Origin of the sequence: Streptomyces sp. NPDC058291 (assembly GCF_042880855.1) — a bacterium.
In the GTDB taxonomy this organism is placed as follows: domain Bacteria; phylum Actinomycetota; class Actinomycetes; order Streptomycetales; family Streptomycetaceae; genus Streptomyces.
Genome location: NZ_JBHVYK010000073.1, coordinates 1 through 19,204 on the forward strand (window position 1 = coordinate 1; position 19,204 = coordinate 19,204).

20 protein-coding genes and 2 pseudogenes are annotated in these 19,204 nt (G+C 69.7%); 12 read left to right on the forward strand and 10 right to left on the reverse strand.

Annotated features, from left to right (window positions below):
• Positions 1–194: 194 nt before the first annotated feature.
• From ACFVYK_RS28890 to ACFVYK_RS28905, 4 genes are all read right to left on the reverse strand, one after another.
• Positions 195–419, reverse strand: a complete 225-nt coding sequence (locus tag ACFVYK_RS28890; protein ID WP_389779096.1) for a hypothetical protein — start codon at positions 417–419, stop codon at positions 195–197.
• Between the two features lie 102 nt (positions 420–521).
• Complete coding sequence (locus tag ACFVYK_RS28895) at positions 522–959, reverse strand: hypothetical protein (RefSeq protein ID WP_389779098.1); 438 nt, start codon at positions 957–959, stop codon at positions 522–524.
• 189 nt (positions 960–1,148) lie between these two features.
• Positions 1,149–1,376, reverse strand: a complete 228-nt coding sequence (locus tag ACFVYK_RS28900) for a hypothetical protein (protein ID WP_389779100.1) — start codon at positions 1,374–1,376, stop codon at positions 1,149–1,151.
• A 27-nt stretch (positions 1,377–1,403) separates the two neighbouring features.
• Entirely contained in the window at positions 1,404–1,832 is a 429-nt protein-coding gene (locus ACFVYK_RS28905; protein WP_389779102.1) for a hypothetical protein, read from the reverse strand.
• Between the two features lie 119 nt (positions 1,833–1,951).
• Between ACFVYK_RS28905 and ACFVYK_RS28910 the strand changes: the two are divergent.
• A pseudogene (locus ACFVYK_RS28910) lies at positions 1,952–2,134 on the forward strand (DUF6895 family protein); the annotation flags it as partial.
• 361 nt (positions 2,135–2,495) lie between these two features.
• Here ACFVYK_RS28910 and ACFVYK_RS28915 read toward each other — a convergent pair.
• Positions 2,496–3,539: a saccharopine dehydrogenase family protein gene (locus ACFVYK_RS28915; protein WP_389779103.1), complete on the reverse strand. Its 1,044-nt coding sequence runs from the start codon at positions 3,537–3,539 to the stop codon at positions 2,496–2,498.
• 127 nt (positions 3,540–3,666) lie between these two features.
• Between ACFVYK_RS28915 and ACFVYK_RS28920 the strand changes: the two genes are divergently transcribed.
• Entirely contained in the window at positions 3,667–4,602 is a 936-nt protein-coding gene (locus ACFVYK_RS28920; RefSeq protein WP_389779105.1) for a helix-turn-helix domain-containing protein, read from the forward strand.
• Between the two features lie 461 nt (positions 4,603–5,063).
• Here the strand turns inward: ACFVYK_RS28920 and ACFVYK_RS28925 are convergent, their stop codons facing one another.
• The 3 genes from ACFVYK_RS28925 to ACFVYK_RS28935 all read right to left on the reverse strand — a co-directional run bounded on the left by ACFVYK_RS28925 (position 5,064) and on the right by ACFVYK_RS28935 (position 6,632).
• Positions 5,064–5,303 carry an XRE family transcriptional regulator gene (locus tag ACFVYK_RS28925; protein WP_389779107.1) on the reverse strand — a complete coding sequence of 80 codons (240 nt, stop codon included), beginning with the start codon at positions 5,301–5,303 and terminating at the stop codon, positions 5,064–5,066.
• Between the two features lie 281 nt (positions 5,304–5,584).
• Entirely contained in the window at positions 5,585–6,343 is a 759-nt protein-coding gene (locus ACFVYK_RS28930) for a DUF2637 domain-containing protein (RefSeq protein WP_389779108.1), read from the reverse strand.
• Between the two features lie 13 nt (positions 6,344–6,356).
• Entirely contained in the window at positions 6,357–6,632 is a 276-nt protein-coding gene (locus tag ACFVYK_RS28935; RefSeq protein WP_389779110.1) for a hypothetical protein, read from the reverse strand.
• 812 nt (positions 6,633–7,444) lie between these two features.
• Here ACFVYK_RS28935 and ACFVYK_RS28940 point away from each other — a divergent pair.
• The 5 genes from ACFVYK_RS28940 (at position 7,445) to ACFVYK_RS28960 (ending at position 13,662) form a co-directional block, all read left to right on the forward strand.
• Positions 7,445–7,951: a SigE family RNA polymerase sigma factor gene (locus ACFVYK_RS28940; RefSeq protein WP_389779112.1), complete on the forward strand. Its 507-nt coding sequence runs from the start codon at positions 7,445–7,447 to the stop codon at positions 7,949–7,951.
• A gap of 656 nt (positions 7,952–8,607) precedes the next feature.
• Positions 8,608–9,768: a glycosyltransferase gene (locus tag ACFVYK_RS28945; protein WP_389779114.1), complete on the forward strand. Its 1,161-nt coding sequence runs from the start codon at positions 8,608–8,610 to the stop codon at positions 9,766–9,768.
• Positions 9,765–11,051 (forward strand): hypothetical protein, encoded by a 1,287-nt coding sequence (locus ACFVYK_RS28950; RefSeq protein ID WP_389779116.1) that lies wholly within the window; start codon positions 9,765–9,767, stop codon positions 11,049–11,051. Before ACFVYK_RS28945 ends, ACFVYK_RS28950 begins: the two co-directional genes overlap by 4 nt.
• A gap of 26 nt (positions 11,052–11,077) precedes the next feature.
• On the forward strand, positions 11,078–12,364 hold the full coding sequence (locus tag ACFVYK_RS28955; protein ID WP_389779117.1) for a hypothetical protein: 1,287 nt from the start codon (positions 11,078–11,080) through the stop codon (positions 12,362–12,364).
• Positions 12,365–12,549: 185 nt separating this feature from the next.
• Complete coding sequence (locus tag ACFVYK_RS28960) at positions 12,550–13,662, forward strand: PP2C family protein-serine/threonine phosphatase (protein WP_389779119.1); 1,113 nt, start codon at positions 12,550–12,552, stop codon at positions 13,660–13,662.
• Between the two features lie 188 nt (positions 13,663–13,850).
• On the opposite strand, the pseudogene ACFVYK_RS28965 reads toward ACFVYK_RS28960, so the two are convergent.
• Both ACFVYK_RS28965 and ACFVYK_RS28970 read right to left on the reverse strand, forming a co-directional pair.
• Positions 13,851–14,186, reverse strand: a pseudogene (locus ACFVYK_RS28965) (MFS transporter); the annotation flags it as partial.
• Positions 14,187–14,477: 291 nt separating this feature from the next.
• Positions 14,478–15,074: a hypothetical protein gene (locus ACFVYK_RS28970; protein WP_389779121.1), complete on the reverse strand. Its 597-nt coding sequence runs from the start codon at positions 15,072–15,074 to the stop codon at positions 14,478–14,480.
• Positions 15,075–15,202: 128 nt separating this feature from the next.
• Between ACFVYK_RS28970 and ACFVYK_RS28975 the strand changes: the two genes are divergently transcribed.
• From ACFVYK_RS28975 to ACFVYK_RS28995, 5 genes are all read left to right on the forward strand, one after another.
• Positions 15,203–15,748, forward strand: coding sequence for a PadR family transcriptional regulator (locus ACFVYK_RS28975; RefSeq protein WP_389779122.1), 546 nt, complete (start codon positions 15,203–15,205; stop codon positions 15,746–15,748).
• A 460-nt stretch (positions 15,749–16,208) separates the two neighbouring features.
• Positions 16,209–16,448 carry a hypothetical protein gene (locus tag ACFVYK_RS28980; RefSeq protein ID WP_389779124.1) on the forward strand — a complete coding sequence of 80 codons (240 nt, stop codon included), beginning with the start codon at positions 16,209–16,211 and terminating at the stop codon, positions 16,446–16,448.
• Entirely contained in the window at positions 16,448–16,831 is a 384-nt protein-coding gene (locus tag ACFVYK_RS28985) for a toxin Doc (RefSeq protein ID WP_389779126.1), read from the forward strand. The genes ACFVYK_RS28980 and ACFVYK_RS28985 overlap by 1 nt, the downstream gene beginning before the upstream one ends.
• Before the next feature lie 181 nt (positions 16,832–17,012).
• Positions 17,013–17,672, forward strand: a complete 660-nt coding sequence (locus ACFVYK_RS28990; RefSeq protein WP_389779128.1) for an ATP-binding protein — start codon at positions 17,013–17,015, stop codon at positions 17,670–17,672.
• A gap of 253 nt (positions 17,673–17,925) precedes the next feature.
• Positions 17,926–19,146, forward strand: coding sequence for a metallophosphoesterase (locus ACFVYK_RS28995; RefSeq protein ID WP_389779130.1), 1,221 nt, complete (start codon positions 17,926–17,928; stop codon positions 19,144–19,146).
• The last annotated feature ends 58 nt before the right edge of the window (positions 19,147–19,204 follow it).

The following is a 19,204-nucleotide window of genomic DNA, read 5'->3' on the forward strand; positions in this document are numbered from 1 at the left end:
AGGGACGGCAAGGTGGACGTCATCTCCGAAGGCCGGTGGCGGTTTCATCCGTGACTCACCGTGCGGTGGGGAGCCCCGGACAAGGCACTGCCCCTCCCGAAGGCGCGCTGATGCACGTCTGCCGCCGCGTCTGCCGCCGCGTCGGGCGACGTGCATGCCCGCACGCGGTGTCGACGACGACCGGTCGGCTGACGTCAGGCGGTGCTGAACTCGTGGGCGGGGCTGCCGCGCCACTCCACCGATCGCGGGTCGTCCAGGATGGCCTCGGGGTCGTCGATGCCGGCGCCTTCGAGGAACACGACCAGGTCGTGGTCGCTGTAGGCGGTGCCGAGGATCTCGTCCCGGCCGCTGGTGTGCACGGTGACCCTCCTGCCGCCCGAGGTGGAGGGCTGGTGCACGACGATCGGCGCGATGGTCATGCCTTCCAGCGTGCTCCGGGCCGACTCGGTGGGCGAGTCGGCCCGGAGGGTCCAGAGCCCTGCCGCAGCCATGGACAGTGGCATCCCCTGCGGTTCCCGTGCCTATCGCGCGGTGTGGTCGGGATGCCCCGCGGTGCGTCGATCCTCTTTCATTTCGGCTTCATAGAGGTGGTCACGTCCGCCCGCCAATTCCTGCAAAGCCTGACGCTCGGCATTCTTGAAAGGCTCGTAATACGTGCGGTTGTACTCTTCGATGATCTGGAACGTCCAGTGTCCCGGAATCACGTTGCGTCCGATGATGTCCTTCTGGACACGGTCGGCCCATTCCGGATGGCCGGCTTTCCTCAGGAGATCGGCGGCCCGGTCCAGTTCCAGATCTGCGCTACCGGTCAACTGGTGGAACTCGTAGAGGTGCCCGCGCGCGCGTTCGGTCGTTTCCAGGGCTTTGGAGAGGGCTCCCAGTGCTTCGACTGTCTCGTCACTGACGCCCTCGGGCCGCCGGTGGTCTCGGTCGGGCCCGTCGTGATGCATGCCGGTCATGCCGGAAGGGTCCCCCGCATCCGACTGCCCATACCGGACTCGGTTCCATGATCAGCTGTGTGGGCCGCCGCGAGGCGATCCCTCCGGGACCGGGATTCCTTGCTCGGCAGGTGGCGAGAGGAGGCCGTACAGCGGCAGAGCGGCCGCTCTGGTCCTCAGACACGCAGATCAGACGCCGCTCTGACCGGTTCACTCGTCTGACCGAGCACTACGGGCCAAGGGTCCCCAGATGCTCAGCATCAGGTCGGCGATCGCGACCAGGGCATCGTCGGCCAGCGCCTGATCGCAGAAGAGGGCATCGTGGGCCAGCGCCTGCTCGTGGAAGGCGTCGTCGGCGAGTATGGGGACGGTGACATCGGCGAGGTCGTCGCGGCCGGTCCAAGCGACGGGGCCGTCGGGCGGGAAGGGCGATGTCACCGGCGTGGCGCGCGCCGCGACGCCTGGTCAGGCAGAGCCGAAAGCCTCCTCGGGGGCTTCGTCGAGGACGAACCCGTTGTCGAGCCGTACGCGGACCGTGACGCGGAGCATCCGTCGCTGGTGGGCGGCCCACTGCTCTTCCAGAGCCTCCACCTGCGCCTGCAGTTGCCTTCTGCTCTCCGGCGGCATCTGATGGCCGAAGTCGTCGAGGAGCGAGCTGAGGCGCAGGTACTCACGGACCTCGTGGCTCGGCTGCCGGTGATGCTCGTCCACACGCTCGACGGTGCCCTCGAGGCCTGCTGCCAGGACCACAGAGGCGGCGAACGCACCCGTCTCCTGCGAGGGCTCCTCGGCTGGAGTCACCGACCCGGCAAAGCGGAGGTCCGCCGCCAGCCGCACCCGTTGGCCCACCTTCAGCGTCATCGATCCTTCGTCCTCCTCGTCGGTGCGATCCATTGGACGCGGCGTCGCCAGGCGTACCGGACAGGAAAGAATCATCCCACCCTCGCCTCCGGTCCCGACACAACCGAAGCCCTCCTCGCCCTGCTCGCCGAACTGCTGCGTGCGAAAGGGCCGTGGACGGCGGGCGCGGCCCCGGTCCGCTGACGAACCAGGCATGGAACGCCCTGGCCCACGCACAACGACCGGACGGCGCCCTGCCCAGCCCCGTGCACCGCCCCGAGGTCCTGGCCGCCCTCGACGGCGACAAGGCCACGGCCTACCTCTTCGGCACCTGCTATCACACGACGCAGGCAGCTGCCCTCGCCGCCGTCACACACCCGCATGACGCCGCGGCGGAAGTCCCCGCCCCGCAACGCACCGCACCCCCCGCGCACCCGCTGCCCCGCGCGGACCCCGAGGAAATCCGCTCTTGGGCACGGCAGGTGACCACAGCAGCCGCCACCGCCACAGTCGAGACGCCTGCGGCATGGTGCGCCCACCTTGACCCGCTGCTCGCGCTCACCGTCGGGCACCGCGACGGGGCCTTGCTGGTGACGGACATCAGCACGAGACAGGTAGGTGCACTGATGAGTCTGCTTGCAGTTCACCGCGGTGCCGACGTGCCTGTGTCGTCATGGCTCACTCAAGGACGCCCGACAGCCGAGCGGATGGGCGGGATCAGGCGATCTGCCTCTGCGGGTTCAGGTCGAGGGAGATGTGCGGGGCGAGGGCGTGCAGAAAGTCCGGGGCGTCGAACATCTCGCCGGCGGACGCAACGCCGACGGTCTTGGTGCGGCCGGTCAGGAGGCGCTCCAGGGCCTCGGCGACAAGGGGCGCGGTGACGGCGTAGATGTCCTGGCCGCCGGCCGTGGCCCGGCGTTCGGCTCCGCCCGAGCGCACGATGACGTCGACGAGGAAGGTCTGGTCCGAGCGCCCGCTCGTGTCGGCGGCGGTCGGGGCCGGTGTGTGCGGGGCGGCGATGTCTTGGATCGCCTCGACGGTCATGTAGGTGGTCACGTCGGGGATTGCCAGGTGCTGGGGAACAGTGACGACGTCCGCCATCGTGAACTCCCCGATCACCTGCCGGGGTCCCATCGGATCCGGGAAGCTCCACTCCAGGGTGGGCGCCTGGTCGATGCGGTGCTCCCACTGTCCGCCGCGGTAGCGCAGGCGCTGGTCGCCGCGCCGCTCGCGGGAGACCGCGCCCGAGAGCCGGGTGCCGGCGGTGGGGTGCCAACTACTGAGCGCGTAGGCGATGTGGGCTTCATCGGCTTCGGCCCAGTCGCCCATCGCCGCGGTGGCCAGCAGGTCCCCGAGACCGCCGAAGAAGGCCATGGCCGGGACGATCACCGCCCCCACGTTTTGGGCCCGCTCGCGGTAATGGGCGAAGGTATCGAGATTCGCCTCGAGTTCGGCGGCCACGTCCAGGTAAGGGATCCCCGCGCGCAGCGCGGCCTCGATGACGGGGCCGGTGGTCGAGGCGAAGGGGCCGGCGCAGTTGATGACCGCGACCGTTCCCGCCAGAGCCCCGTCCAGCGAGACCGGGTCCTCGACCGACGCCGCCCGGACCTCCAGCCCGCGCTCGTCGGCCAGCTCCTCCAAAGCCTTCGCGTTGCGCCCGGATGCCACCGGGAGGAACCCACGCCTGGCCAGCTCTGCGACCACGAACCGCCCCGTATGACCGTACGCGCCGAACACCGCCACCAGCTGACCTGACCCCATGAGACCGCTCCCCTGTACTCGAACGCCCGCTGCGATGTCGATTCGCTGCGGCCTGACACCCACATCCTGTCGTCGAGTCAGCACCCGCACGAGCGTCGGAAACGACATGCCACGTACAGTTTCGGACATGCACACTGTCGCGCTGGCCGTCACCGATGGCATGCTCCACTACGAGCTGTCCGTGGCTGTCGAGATCTTCGGGGCCGACCTGACCCACGTCGTGGATCCCTGGTACGACTTCTCCCTCTGCGGGAACGGCCCGGTGCGCGTCAACCGCTTCCGCCTTGAACCCGACCACGGACTCGACCACCTCGCGCACGCGGACACGGTGATCGTCCCCGGCTGGGCCGACACGGATCGCCAACCGCCCTCCGAACTGGTCGAGGCGGTGCGCGCCGCTCACGCGGCGGGTGCCCGCGTGGCCTCACTGTGCACGGGCGCCTTCGTCCTGGGCGCGGCCGGACTGCTCGACGGCAGACGCGCCACCACACACTGGGCTCACACACGGGAATTGGCCCGACGCCACCCAGCGGCCACCGTCGACCCGGAGGTCCTGTACGTCGACAACGGCGACGTCCTCACCTCCGCCGGCAAGGCCGCCGCCATGGACCTGTGCCTGCACCTGGTCCGCCTCGACCACGGCTCGGCCAACGCCAACAAGATCGCCCGACGTCTGGTCGTCCCGCCCCACCGCGACGGCGGCCAGGCCCAGTTCATCTCCACCCCTCTCCCGGCCCCGGGCAACCACCCCCTGAGCGAGCTCTTCCCGTGGGCGTTGGAGCGGCTGGGCCAGCCGCTCAGCGTGGAGGACCTGGCCCGCCAGGCCCGCATGAGCTCACGGCACCTCGCCCGGCACTTCAAGCACCTCACCGGCACCACGCCGCTGCAGTGGCTGCACACCCAGCGCATACGCCACGCCCAGGAACTGCTGGAGACGACCAACGCCACGGTGGATGCGATCGCCGAGGCCACCGGTATGGGCACCGCCACCACGCTGCGCCGCCACTTCCACCGCAGCGTGGGCGTTCCACCCGACACGTACCGCCGCACCTTCCGCTCCTGAAGAGTGCCGTGGCCCTCCGCCGTAGCGTTGAACAAGGCGTGCGCGGCGGAGACAGACCAGGTCGCGGACCGATGCGAGCGGGACCTGGTATGCCCGGGTCTCGACCTGGCGCGGCGGCCGCCGGGCCTTCCAGGACCTCGCGTACTTCTCCGCCACGTCCCAGCCGAGATCCCCGCTTGCGACGCCGCAGCACGCACACTGCAGCGCACCTTGACCGCGATCTGCGGCAGCACGCAGCGCACGGCTGGCATCACGCGCACGCCGGGCGGCGCTGCCTCGATCCGCTATGCCGACCGGGCGGCGCTGCCTCGGTCCGCTGTGCCGCCGGCCGATACCGCGGCCGCGGGGCGGAGGAGATGGAGGACACGGTCCAGGTCGGCATGGTCGGCATGGTCGGACTGGCCAGCCCTTCGTCGCCGACGGCACCCACGCCCGTTTGACACGCTGGTGCCGGAACACAGTCAGGCCGACTGCGCCGCCTCGGGGGTGCGGGCGGCAGCAAGGATCTCGGACAGAGGAAGTGCCAGTGCCGCGGCGAGCTCGGCCAGCTCTTCCTGCGTCGGGTGAACAGGACCGTGCGCGCCGTCCACGGCGAAGACGCGGATGCGGGGAGTGCGGATGCCGGTCAGCGCAGCAAGGCCCTGCGCGTTCAGGTGACGACGGCGCATGCCCTGCTGCAGCAACTGTGACAGATCAGCCATCCACTTCTTCTGCCCTCCCCTGACCCTTTCATCCGCTGGTCCTTTCATCCGCGTGGGTCCCTGCGGCCCGCCCCGCCGCCCGGTCGAACCCGATCGACCCGCTGCCGTCCCGGCGGCACGGCCCTGTGATCCAGCTGGTCGACCGCTCGACCCACAACGTGGCAACTCCGCTCCGGAGCCCCGCGACGACTCGACCGCTGATGGGGAGACGCTCGCCGCTATCCGGCCAAGGCGAGGATGACCGGATCAGACCCAGGCCTCGCAGGTAGGGAGGCCTCTAGCTAGAGCCGATGGCGGCGCGTGGCCTGTCGCGGCGGCAAGGTCAGTGTGATTTGCCGGACGAGTTGCTGGAAGCATGCGAGGGATGCGAGGGCGGGCAGGGCAGCTCCGGCGATTCCGGTGAAGGTCTTGTCTGCTTGCGCCACGCACAGCATGACCGCGACTGAGGAAAAAAAGAGAACGATGAACCATGAGTGTACGGCTCGGCGTTGATGCAGGGCGGCGCGCAGGATGGAGAAAGAGGCCGCCATCCATGGGCCGTACACGAGCAGAGGCCATGACCGGGCGAGGCCGACACCCGTTCCTGCCGTGATGTTCTGTAGCGGCTTGTAAGCCACCATGCCCCCGAAGACGCTGACCATCGCCACGATGACCGTGACAAGGGCGATGAGGGCGAAGCTGCCGGTCTGCGACCACTTGAGCCGGGGTTCCCGGACGTGCGCCTTGCGATGCCCGGCAGAGGGGTGTCGGGTGGGCGGTGGCTGAGCCAGGCCCGTCAGCGGGTCGGTGAAGTCGATGCCGGACGGGGGCTCGCTGCGAGGAGGCGGCACTCTGACCGGCTGCTCCGCCGGAATCGCTTCCTGCAGCAGATAGGCAAGTTCCTCGACAGGGTCCCAGCCTGCGTCCGGCGCAGTCAGGGGGACTCCGGCGTGGACGCTGCCGTCATGCCTCCCGTTCCAGTCTGCTCCCGTCCCGTAAACATGCCCGTCGGAATAGTACTCACGCTGCACGAACGAAGGATCCCCATAGTCACGATTCATGACATCGCCACTTTCAGGCACCGTTCTCGTGGCGACCGAAGCGCCCCTGGCCGTCCCACCGAGAGTTCAGTTCCTCCTGCATCGCCTCCAGCAATTCGAGGAAATCGCGCAGCAGCGGCTCGGTAATCCATTGTCCGCTCCATGTACCGCTTTCCATCGAAGTGCCCCGGTCCGCAAGCACCGAGTATGTCGCACCAGTCGGCCAAACAGGGGCCGCAGTAAGATTTTCCGTCTTGGCTTTATGCCTGGCTTGGCGTTGAGGGAGGCCATGGGCGATCGCTTTCTCCATGCCCCGCTAACGCCGCTCCGTCTCCTTGAGGAGTGCGGCAGAACGGGGGATCGTGACCCCAATACGGGTGAGCTTTCCTTGATCAAGTCATACATATATCACCTCGTGATTTACGAGTCGGGCAGGTTTTCCTCCAATTCACCGGAGTGCTAAAATGATTCACCGCCGTGAGCAAAGGACGAATGACCGCATCTGGCACCCAACCCCGCCCTGATCCGCCGAGTCAGGTATTCCGTTCAGATGTACGGGCTTCCCCCTGGCACGGATGGGGGCCGAAGACCGAGTTGACGCGGGTGTTCCCGGATTCCGGCAGGCCGACTTCGGGGCTACGCAGGCTCGCGGATCAGGACTTCTGCGCCGGGAGGGGCTTGCCCAGCAGGAAGGCCTTGAGGAGCGCGCTGTACCGGCGCGGCCGCCCGGCCGCGATGACGTGCCCCCGCACCCGGGACGTGGACCAGTCGGGAGCCGGGCAAGGTCTGGCGGTATTCCTGGGCGACCTCGGGTCTGACGAAGTCGCACCCGCCGCGCAGAATCAGCGACGGCACATGCACCGAGCGCGGCACGGGCCGCGGATCGGGGAGCCGTTCGAAGCCCTTGACGGTCATGCCGGGCGTACTGACGGTGAGCGCGGGCGTTCCGCACGGGCGTTCCGCACGCGGTGTCCGGCGCGCATCATCGCACCGCACCACTGCCCGCCGCCCGCACCCCTGGAAGACGCTGTGATCCAGATCACCGTCCCCAGGTGCAGCGTGAGAGGCATGCCAGTGCCTTTTTCCAGGTGTAGGCAACTGGCGGGAGCAGGGACAGTGCGAATGGAGCATGGCCGGGCCGGTGAGTTCGACGAGTTCGTGGCCGCGCGGTGGTCGGCGCTCGTCCATCTCGCCCGTCTGCTCGTCGGCGGCGATCGGCATCGGGCCGAGGATCTGCTGCAGGAGTCCTTGGTCAAGCTCTGGTTCGTCTGGCCGAGAGTTGCGGAGGACGCACCCGAGTCGTACGTCCGCAAGGTGATGGCACGAGCGGCGGCGCGCTCCAGCCGGCGGCGCTGGTGGGGTGAACGCCCCGTGGAGCAGCTGCCCGAGGTGGCCGCGGCTCGCGACGTCTCCGCGGACGTTGCGGAGCGCTCCCGACTCGAGACTGCTCTGGCCCAGTTGTCGCCGAAACAACGAGCGGCGGTGGTGCTGCGCTATTACCAGGACCTGCCCGAAGGGCAGGTGGCGGAGGCGCTCGGCTGCCCGGTGGGTACGGCACGCTCCCATGCCGCGCGTGGAGTGGCGCAGCTGCGGCAGCTTCTGGCGGACGTCATCGAGCCGGCGCGGTGAGGGAGAATCCCATGGATCACTTCGAGCAACAGCTGGCGCAGTTGATGCGCGGCACCGAGGAGCCCGCACCCTTCGATCCGACGCAACGGGAGCGTCTTCGGGCGGGGGTGCGCTCCCGCCGTCGCACACGGGCCGCGCAGCGGGCCGTCGGCTCCGTCCTGGCGGTCGCCGGAATCGCCGTCGGACTGTCGCTGTTGCCCGGTGGGCCTACCCGGGTCGAACCCAGCCAGATCCGACCCCAACCCGCGACGAACCCCTCGCCACCCGCCCCGGCACTGACGCCCGGCGCGTCTCCGAGCACACCGCCGTCCACCATGGCGCCCAGCACCGCCGACCGGAGTGCCACCACCACGCCTCCGGTCGCGACGGAAGGCTCGGCCGCGGAGTCCGACCCGGCTTCCCCATCGACGTCCGGAGGTACGGCCACCAGCCCTCCGCCGACATCCTCGGTCCCGGCCCCGCCCACGGCTACGGCCACCACCCGTGACACGGCCTCGGCCGATCCCTCCTCCCTCATCACGCCATAACGTCCGGACACACCCTCGCCGCGAGCGTCTTCGGCATGCCTCACGCCAGATCACAAACAGGGAAGAACAGTGATAAATCAAGTTCCGGTCGAACTGGCGGCGCCGAGCCGTCTGCCACGGCGGACACCGGTGCCGAAACACCACCGGGACCCCGTCCTGGACGTGGTCGTCCCGGTGTTCAACGAGGCGAGAGTTCTGGAGCCGAGCGTGCGGCGTCTCCACGCTCACCTGCACCAGACCTTCCCCTATCCGTTCCGCATCACCATCGCCGACAACGCCAGCACGGACAGCACCCCGCAGATCGCCGCCCGGCTGGCCGCCGAACTGCCCGAGGCCCAGTGGCTGAGACTGGACGACAAGGGCCGGGGCCGGGCGCTGCGCGCCGCCTGGTCGCACTCGCCGGCGCCGGTGCTCGCGTACATGGACGTGGACCTGTCCACGGAACTGGCAGCGCTGCTGCCGCTCGTGGCGCCGCTGATCTCCGGGCACTCCGACCTCGCCATCGGCACCCGCCTGGCCCCCGGGTCCACAGTGGTGCGCGGCCCCCAACGGGAGATCACCTCTCGTTGCTACAACGCCCTCCTGCGCTCCATCCTCGCCGTGGGCTTCTCCGACGCGCAGTGCGGGTTCAAGGCGGTGCGACGCGATGTGGCCGAGCGGCTGCTGCCGCTGGTGCAGGACTCCGAGTGGTTCTTCGACACCGAACTGCTGCTGATCGCCGAGCGCTGCGGACTGCGCATCCACGAGGTGCCGGTCGACTGGGTGGACGACGCCGACAGCCGGGTCGACATCCTCGCCACGGCGCTGGGCGACCTGCGCGGCATCGCCAGGATCGGCGGAGCGCTGGCGCGCGGCGCACTCCCCCTGGCCACGCTGGTCCGAGCCGGTGCCGAGACGCCGGGCGGTCTGGTCACCCGACTCGGGCGCTTCGCCGCGGTAGGAACGGTCAGCACCCTGGGACACCTCGTGCTGTACGCGGCGTTGCGCCCGGCCGCTGAAGCCCAGGGCGCCAATGCGCTCGCGCTGTTGGTGTGTGCCGTGCTCAACACGGCCGCGAACAGACGACTCGCCTTCGGGCTCCGCGGCCGGGAGGGTGCTGTGCGCCACCAGGGCAGAGGACTGGTCGTCTTCCTGATCGGACTGGCGCTCAGCGGCGCATCGCTCGCCGTCCTGCACCATGCGGCGCCCTCGCCCGCGCACCGCACCGAACTCCTGGTGCTGCTGGTCGCCGACCTGGCCGTGACACTGCTGCGGTTCCTGCTCCTCCGAGCGTGGGTGTTCCGCGCATGAACAAGATCCTCCCCCACATGACGGACACCGGCGCCGGCAGCTGGAACGCGAGACTGTCGCCGCCCCCCGCGGCCACCGATCCCGGCCACGGCCGGTGGCCGCGGCTGCGCCGCACGGCCGAGCTTCACGGACCCGCGCTGGCCGTGTACGGCACGCTGAAGCTCGTCGGCTTCTGCGTCTTCATGTTCCTGCTGGACTCCGCGGGGGACTACCGGGCGAAGAACCCGCGCTTCGGCGGGGGCGCCCGCCCATGGGACGTACTGGCCAGCTGGGACGGCTGGTGGTACGAGCAGGTCGCCGCACACGGATACCACCCCGCGCTCGTCCCGGTCCCCGGAGCCACCGGCCCGATCACGGTCGAAGGAAACTCCGCGGCGTTCTTCCCGCTCTATCCGGCGCTGATGCGACTGGTCCACGAGGTCACCGGCCTCGGCCTGTACGGCGCCGGCATGTCGGTCTCCGTCGTCGCCTCCTTCGCGGCCGCACTCGGCGTCCACGCCGTGGCCGCCCGGCTCGGTGGCAGACGAGCCGGGCTGGTCGCGGCCGGACTCTGGGCCGTCTGGCCCGGTTCCGGCGTGGAATGGGCGGTCTACTCCGACTCGCTCTACGTCGCCCTGGCCGTCTGGGCCTGCCATGCCGTCCTGAGCCGCCGCTGGATCACCGCCGGCCTCCTCACCTGCGTCGCGGGGCTCAACCGGCCCACCGCCGCGGCGCTGATCGCCGCAGTCGCCGTCGCGGCTCTGCTCGCGCTCCACCGGCGCCGGGACGGCGTCCTGCGACCGGCGGCCGCGATCGTCGTCGCCCCGATCGGCCTGCTCGCCTACCTGGGCTGGGTCGGCCACCGGATGGGGGACTACGGCGGTTATTTCAAGCTCCAGTCCGGCGCCTGGGCTCACGAGTGGGACTTCGGCCGGCACACCCTGAACGTCTTCACGTCCGTCGCTGTGGGCCACTTCGACTACCTCTACGCCTGGTCCTTCGCGGACATGATCGGCGTCGGGGTCGTACTCCTCGCTCTCGCGCTGCTCCCCTTGCTGATCCGGCTGCGTCCCCCGGCCGTCCTGACGGTCTACACCGTCCTCACCCTCGTCCTCGTACTGGGCAGCCAGCAGATATTCGGCAACGTCTCCCGCTACCTCCTCCCCCTCTTTCCGCTCTTCCTCCCGCTCGCCCTCGCCCTGCGCCGCCTCAGCCCGGCCCACCTGGTCACGCTGCTCGGCATCGCGGCACTGGCATCCGGCTCGTACGCGGGCTACGGCCTTTTCGAACTCGGCGTGCCGTAAGCGACGGACGCTGGATTGGATGCCCGATGACCACGACCCTGCCCACCGACGAGCCGCCGGCCCTGCCCACCGACGAGCCGCCGGCCCCGATGGCGTCCCACCACGCCCCTGAACCGAACCCGGCACCTCGCCTACGGAAACCCCAGAGCGCTCCCCGACGGCGGCGACCGGCCGGCCGACTGACCCCCGCGGACCTGGGGGTCCTACGGCTCTACCTCTTCACACGGCTCGGTCTCTGGCTCGTCGCCTACTGCACCGCCTGGCTGTCTCCTGCGGCAGCCGACGCCAAGACACCCGCCCCATGGCTGTCCCGCTGGGAGCAGTGGGACTGGGCGCACCTCCAACACATAGCCCAGTACGGCTACTTCGAACCGTTCCCAGGAGTCCGCCCCGCATCGGACAACCGTGTGGCCTTCTTCCCCGGCTTCCCGCTCCTGCTGCGCACCGTGCACACCGTCGTCTCCGACTGGACCGTGGCCGGCCTGCTGATCTCCCTGGTGACCGGTGCGGTCGCGGTTGTCGCTCTGGCCAGGATCGCCGGAGTCGGCCAACCCGACGGCGTCCTGGCCGGCCGACGGGCCACCGGCTTCCTGCTGACGTCACCCGCCGCCGTGTTCCTGGCCGCCGGGTACACGGAGTCCACCTTCCTCGCGTTCGCGCTGCCGGCCTGGCTCGCGGCGAGGAACCGCAACTGGCCCGTCGCCGGCCTCCTCACCGCCGCCGCCACCGCCACCCGCGTCAGCGGTCTCTTCCTGGCTGCCGCGATCACGGTCGAATTCCTCCTGGCCCACGACGACCGCCGAGGTCGCCGCCGCTGGCACTCCCTGCCCTGGTGCGCGGCGCCCTCGGTGTCCGCCCTGGCCTACACCGTCTACCTGCATGCGCACACCGATGACTGGATGGCCTGGAAGCACGCGGAGGAGCGTGGCTGGTACCGCGACTTCCACTCCCCCGCCGAAGCCTTCGGCAACACCTGGCGGAGCGCCTTCGGTCACGTTCAAACCACCGGCTACGCCTGGGAGTTCCAGCTGGAGCTGCTCGCCATGGCGGTCGGAGTCCTGCTGCTCATTCTGCTGTTGCTCCACCGCCGCTGGCCGGAGGCCGTGTACATCGCGCTGAGTCTCTGGGCCCTGGGGACGTCGTACTGGTATCTGTCCATCCCCCGCGCCACGCTGCTCTGGTGGCCTCTGTGGATCGGACTGGCCCACTGGAGCCTGCGGCGCGAGTGGGTGAGGGAGGCGTACGTCGGCGCGGTGGCTCCCTTGGCGGTGGTGCTTGCGGTGACCTTCACCTCGGGCCACTGGAGCGGCTGACGACAGCCGAACCGCTCTGCCGAGGGCACCACCCTCGTCCAGACGACCGAACGCGGCTCGCTCACGACCGAGCAGGGGTCTCCCGACCCCATGGCGTCGCCCGGAGCGGCTGTTACGCCGCCCCAGGCGGGGCGTTCTCGTGCCGCACAGCGGCCAGCCGGATTCGTCCGGATAAGATCGGGAATATGATCACGTCAGTACGGCTCCGGCACCGCCACCGCCCCTACGGCGGTCAACGCCGGGCTGTACTTCTGTCACCGGTGCTCGTCACCGTCATCATCGCCGGCCTCGCCCTCGCCACCCCCAGAGAGATCGCCTTCAGCCGTCTCCTGCCCGCCGCACCCGCCCTCGCAGCCGCGCTGTGGCCCGTGCTGCCGACGCTTGTGCTGGGCGCGTTCTGCTTGGCGGTCATGATCTGCGTCAGCTTCTTCCACTCGGATCTGGGCACGCCCTACACGGCAGCCGCCATCGCCGCGGTCACGCTCGCGGCCGCGTATGCGAGCCATCTGCGGCTCCAGCGTGAGGAGACGCTCTTCCAGGTCCGGCTCGTCGCCGACGCAGCCCAACAGGTGCTGTTGCGTCCGCTGCCGCGCTGCATCCAGGACGTCGAGATCGAGTCGCTGTACCAGGCGGCCCAGGAACAAGCCCGCATCGGAGGGGATTTCTACGAGGCGGCCGACACCCCGTACGGGGTGCGCCTGCTCATCGGCGACGTACGCGGCAAGGGCCTGTCGGCGGTGGGGGCGGCCGCGGCAGCGACCAACTGTTTCCGGGAGAACGCCTACGACCAGCCCGATTTGACGGGCTTGATCCAACGTCTGCAGATCGCCATGACCCGCTACAGCGCCGCGATCCCGGCCGAAGACCAGCAGGAGCATTTCGCCACCGCGGTACTCGCCGAGATCCCCCGCGGCGGCGGGCACGTCAAGGTCCTCAACTGTGGGCATCCGCCGCCGGTGCTCGTGCAGAGCGGCCGGGTCCGCGTCCTCGAGCCCACCCGGAATTCCACGCCCCTCAATCTCGCGGCGCTCCTGGGAGACCACTACCACGTGGACACCGCAGCCTTCGCCCCGGGCGACCAGATGTTGCTCTACACCGACGGCGTCACGGAGACCCGTGACCGAGGCGGCAGATTCTTCTCGCTGCCGGACTGGATGGGCGATCAGCTCGAGTCACCGCCCCGTGCGCTGCTGGACCAGCTGCACAAGGACCTGCTCCGGTACGGCGGAAGGCTCGACGACGACATCGCCGCCCTCGCCGTCCGCTGCCGGCCCACCTCGACACCGGAGCACTCCTGAACGCACGGGCCGGGCCGGCGATGTACGCGATCGCGTTCGTCGCCTCCAGCCGGCCGTTCGCCGCGACGATCTGCTCCTTGCCGACGAGGTTCGCGACGGCGGTGACGTAGGTGATCTTGAACAGGGAACTCGAAGGCCGCGGCCAGCGCCATGACCACGTAAAGCAGCCAGACCTGCGGGCTCAGGGCCCAGCAGATGGGGATCGCGCCGTACAGCACCAGCCGGGCGGCATCACACAGCATCGGCAGGCGCCGACGGTCGAAGCGGTCGGCCCAGGCGCCGCCGACCAGACCGGTGAGCAGCGAGGCGGCGCCGGCGACGGCCGTGAGCAACCCCATCTGCGCCGCCGACCCGGTGGTGTGCAGCACCAGCAGCGGGAGCGCCACCGGGGAGAGGGCGTTGCCGACCTCGGACAGCGCCTGGACTGCCCAGAAGACGGAGAAGTCCCGATGGGACCCGAACGTCCGAACATGCGAGGGCCTTCCGTCCTGGGGCGGGCGGACGGTGGGGCTTGGCCCCGCCATGGCGACCGCGATCCGACGGGCCCCGTGAACGGCGCGCGGCCATGCGCGACCAGCATGTCGTCGACCACCAGGACATCGTCCGCAGGGTAGCGGGTGGCCACGGCTCCCGGGCAACCGGTACGGATCAAGTCCGATCACGAGGACACGGCCAGGAGCGGCGGTGTTCGTCGTCTGGACGATACGGGTCGAGCGACCTCCGAATCGATGGGTGATACTCAGGCCGCGTGACGCCGGTCCACCGGTCCGGCCCCCCGATGCGGGGAAGTCCTGACCACTCACCAGGGGCGGCGCCTACTGGGCGTGGTCCTGCGGAGTGGCGGCTGTCCGCCGGGCGGCGACGAAGCGGCTGCGGGCGATGTCGGGGTAGCGAATCGTGAACAGGATGGGCAGGGCGATGCCCACGATGGTCAGGGCCGTGCGGGCGCCACTGCTGTCCGGCTGGTAATGGTGCAGCAGGGCCGAGCCCGCGCCGGTGACAGTGAAAGCGGCCGCCCACACCGCAGTGATGACCTTGTTCACGCTGAGGAACAGCGGGGTGTGCCAGTGCTCGGAGGGCACCGACGTGCGGGCGATGCCGACAGTGAACGGTCGGCCGACTGCCAGCGAGCCCCATGCCGTCGTCGCCAGCCACAGGGACGAGCCGGCGGAGGCGTAATCCTCGACGAATGCCGAGTCGGGCATGGCGCAGGCGACCGCGGTGGCGACGCCGAAGAACAGGGCGGCGCTGATCTCCACGACCTGCGCGTCCCACGAACGGCCGACGGCGCGCTGGTAGCCGATCAGGGCGACGGCGGCGACGAGGCCCGCGCCGAGCGCGAGGCGAACGTCGAGGCTTCCGATGAGGATGCTGACGGCTATCCACGGAAGAAAGCTGCGCAGGTACTGCATGGTCGTGTCCCCCTGTGCGAGTGGTCTCGCTGTGCCGAACCGCTTAACCGTCCTATATTGACATGTCGAATGTAGAAGGTGCTCCATTGACATGTCAAGAGTGGAGTATCAGGCTTAGAGTGGGGGCCATGAGCCTTCGTCACGCACTGCTGGGGCTGCTGTCCAACGGGCCGGGCAGCGGCTACGACCTCCTCGGCGCCTTCAGGTCGACCTTGTCGAACGTCTGGCCCGCGACGCAGAGCCAGGTGTACACGGAGCTGACCCGTCTGGCCGACGCGGATCTGATCAGAGTCGTGGAGGAGGGGCCGCGAGGCAGGAAGACGTACGAGGTCACCGCCGACGGCCGCGAGGAGTTGCGGCACTGGCTTCTCGAGGTCGACCCGGACGGCTACCGCCGTAACGACATCCTCCTGCGGGTCTTCCTCCTCGGTGCCGTGGAGCCGGCCGAGGCCCGGGAGTTCATGCGCCGCCGCGCCGAGATCGCCCGCAGCCGCAACGCCCAGTTCACCGCGATGGACAAGGCGACGGTCTGGGGCGATGACGCGCTCTCCGTCTACGGTCGGCTCACCCTCGAGTGGGGCAAGCGGTTCACGCGGATGCAGGCGGAGTGGAGCGAGTGGGCGGACGGGCAGATCGCCGCGGCGCAGGCCTCAGCAGACCAGGCGGACGCGTAGGGCCCGTCCAGCTGTACGCGCTGGAGGCCCGTGTATCTGACGGGCGCGGCGAGTCCTCCGGTGCACGGCGATCTCTTCCTGTGTGCCGCCGTGCTTCCTCCGGCTGGGCCGTCGGCCGCCGTGCGACCTAGCTCCTGGCAGTCGGCCGTCGCACCCGCCGCAGCGCTCTCCTCATCGACGTGCGACCACAGGGCCTCGTCACGGTGAGGGGTGCGAGGGAAGTTCGACGGCAGTGACCACCCTGTCCGCACCCGGTGCGGTCGCGGTCCAGCAAGGGGCTCAGGTTTCCCCGCGGGCCGAGCGCGGACGAAAGCCCTCGGCTCAGGTCTTCCCGCGGGCCGGCCCGGCGATAGTCCGGCGCTGGGCCGGATTCCCCTGGGTCGGCGTCAAGGGCAACAGACGCCTTCGGAGATCTGCACCAGGCTCGACCCCCCAGGTACCAAGTAGGTACCATGGGGTAATGCCATCACTGAACGTGCCTTTCACTGAGGAAGAAATGGAAGGCGTGCGCGCGGCTGCTGCGGCTGAGGGCAAGAGCCTCAAGCAGTACCTGCACGACCTCGGCGTCCGCGAGATGCAGCGCAAACGGTTCGTCGCCGGTGCCGCCTCGTGGGCGGACAAGTTGCGTGCGGAGTTCGATGAGGCGTTCCCGGACGAGGTTCCCGCGTCCGGGCGCGACCAGGGGGCCACCGCCGCCTGATGCGCGAGATCCTGCACATCGACGTCTCCTGGCTCTTGGACGTCCAGGACGTCGCCCTCGGCCACGACGACGTGTCGGTCACCGACTACTCGGCCCTGGTGGCTGCCGTCGCGCGTCACAAGACGCGCATGCCGACTCTCGCCCAGTCCAACCCCGACGTCGCGTGGCGCGCGGCCGCGCTCCTGCACACCATCGTGCGTCTCGAACCACTCCCCCACCGCAACAGCCTCTTCGCCGCCTTCGTCACGGGTCAGTACATGGACCAGTCCGGGGAAGGCATCGACCCTCCCTACGGCGCGCTGTCCGATCTGATCAGGAAGGTCCGCGAGACCCGGCTGACCATCTACGACGTCGCGGACGCGCTCCGCTCCTGGCGGATCTGAGGAGCTCGCCCATTCCGCGGCAGGTAAAGGAAGTTCGGCCGACGTATGGAGCGGGCGTGAGCCGATGCCGTACGTCCGGCAAGCTCTGCCTGTACTGACCTGGCCGGGCCTGCAACGCAACAGCTCGGCAGCGCCACGTTCCCTGCCTGCCGCACAGGGGTCACCCGCTGAGGGAAGCACGATGCTGGATACTCGTGGTATGGATGGATCAAGGGCAGCCTGGACCAACACCACCCACGACTGGGCCCGCGACGTGGACTTGAGCCATCTCTCCCGGATTCGCCGAAGGCCGGAGAAGTTCGCTCCCGGTGGGCCGGGGCACCTCGTTCTTGAGGTCGTCGCCTATGCCGCCGATGAGGCATCGAGTCGAGCGGGGGGCCGATGTCTGATCACGCTTCACGGCGACGGCTCGGTGTCCGTGGCAGACGACGGGCGAGGCACCGACACTCGCGTCGACGATCAGGGTCGGATCGTGAAGAAGCCGGTGATGGCGTCGAAGGACCTGCGATTCTTCGACTCCCCCGATGCCGAGCGGCTTCCCGACGGACATCCGCGTCGCGGCATGTCCGTCGTAGCGGCGCTCAGCGAGTGGCTGATTCACGCCAACCGTCGTCGCAACGGGGCCTGGAGTCAGCGTTACGAGCGCGGCCTTCCCGTAACTGGCCTGGATCCCCTTGAGGTCGACGGAACCACCGGGACGCTCGTCCGCTTCCTGCCGACCGAGTCGCTCTGCCCGCCGGGGTCGTTGACCGTGGCCGACCTGACGCGGTGGACCGCGCACTGGCCTGACCTGGAGGTCCACCTGGACGACCGACGCGACCGAGGCGAACCGGTCCAGTGAAAGTCCTCCTCGGGAGGAGCGAGGCCGGCGTGACGAGGCAGCGCCGCCTCAGCCTCATCGAGGCCTTCGGGAGACCGACCGAGAACAGCAGCACCAGCAGGGGGCACGCGGCCGCAGCACCCGCACGCGCACGCGTCGACTTCCGCTTCGAGAGCGGCGGTGACCGCCTGGCGGGCCTTGAACGTCCGTCCGACCAGCCCGATGACGACGGGATACAGTGCGCGAGACGGCAGCCTGGTTTGTGAGGGGAAGCGTGACCGACACCAGCAACACCCGATCCGCCAAGGCCGAAGCGCGGGCGCCGCGGCAGAGCCGACTGCACCGCCTGATGCGCTACCTCCCCCTGATCGCCCCCGTTCTGCTGTGGGCCGTGCCCTGCTGGGTGCTCCTGCACACCGGCCAGCACTGGCCGTTGCCCGTCACGCTGCCGGGCACCGCCCTGTTCGCCCTCGGTCTCGTCGGTATGCCGCTCGCGATGGGGCGCGGCCACGGCCGACGCCAGCAGGACCGGGCGGCGATCATCGGTGACACCCTGCTGGGAGCCAGCTGGGTTCTGTTCACCTGGTCCCTTCTGCTCGGCGTCCTCTTGCGGCTCGCCCTGACCATGGCCGGCGTAGGCGAGAGTCAGCACCGGGCCCGAATCGTCACTTGGTCCGTCCTCGCTGTGAGCGCCGTACTGCTCGCCTGGGGTTACGCCGAGGCCCGCCGCGTGCCCCGCGTGCGCCAACTCGACGTGTCACTCTCGCGATTGGGTGCCGGGTTGGACGGCACCCGCGTCGTTCTCATCACCGACACCCACTACGGCCCGCTCGATCGCGCCCGCTGGTCGGCACGAGTGTGCGAGACGGTGAACACCCTGGAAGCCGACCTGGTCTGCCACACCGGCGACATCGCGGACGGCACGGCCGAACGCCGCCGCGCCCAGGCCACCCCGCTCGCCACCGTGCGAGCCACCCGGGCCCGTGTGTACGTCACCGGCAACCACGAGTACTACAGCGAGGCCCAGGGCTGGGTCGACCTGATGGACGAGCTGGGCTGGGAGCCGCTGCGCAACCGCCACCTGCTGCTCGAACGCGGAGGCGACACCCTCGTGATCGCCGGCGTGGACGACGTCACCGCCGAGTCCTCCGGCCTGGCGGGCCACCGCGCCCACCTCGCCGGAGCCCTGGACGGCGCCGACCCCGATCTCCCCGTCCTGCTCCTGGCACACCAGCCCAAGTTCGTCGACCGGGCGGCAGCCGCCGGCATCGACCTCCAGCTCTCCGGCCACACCCATGGCGGCCAGATCTGGCCTTTCCACCACCTGGTCCGCATCGACCAGCCCGTCCTCGCCGGCCTCAGCCGGCACGGCGCCCGCACGCTCCTCTACACCAGCCGGGGTACCGGTTTCTGGGGCCCGCCGTTCCGGGTCTTCGCCCCCAGCGAGATCACTCTGCTCGTGCTCCGCTCTCCGCACCTGCCCGCCTCCCCGTAGCACCGGGGGCAAGGCAGCACGTCCCCGTGGGGCAAGTCCACAAGCCAAGCGGTGCGGT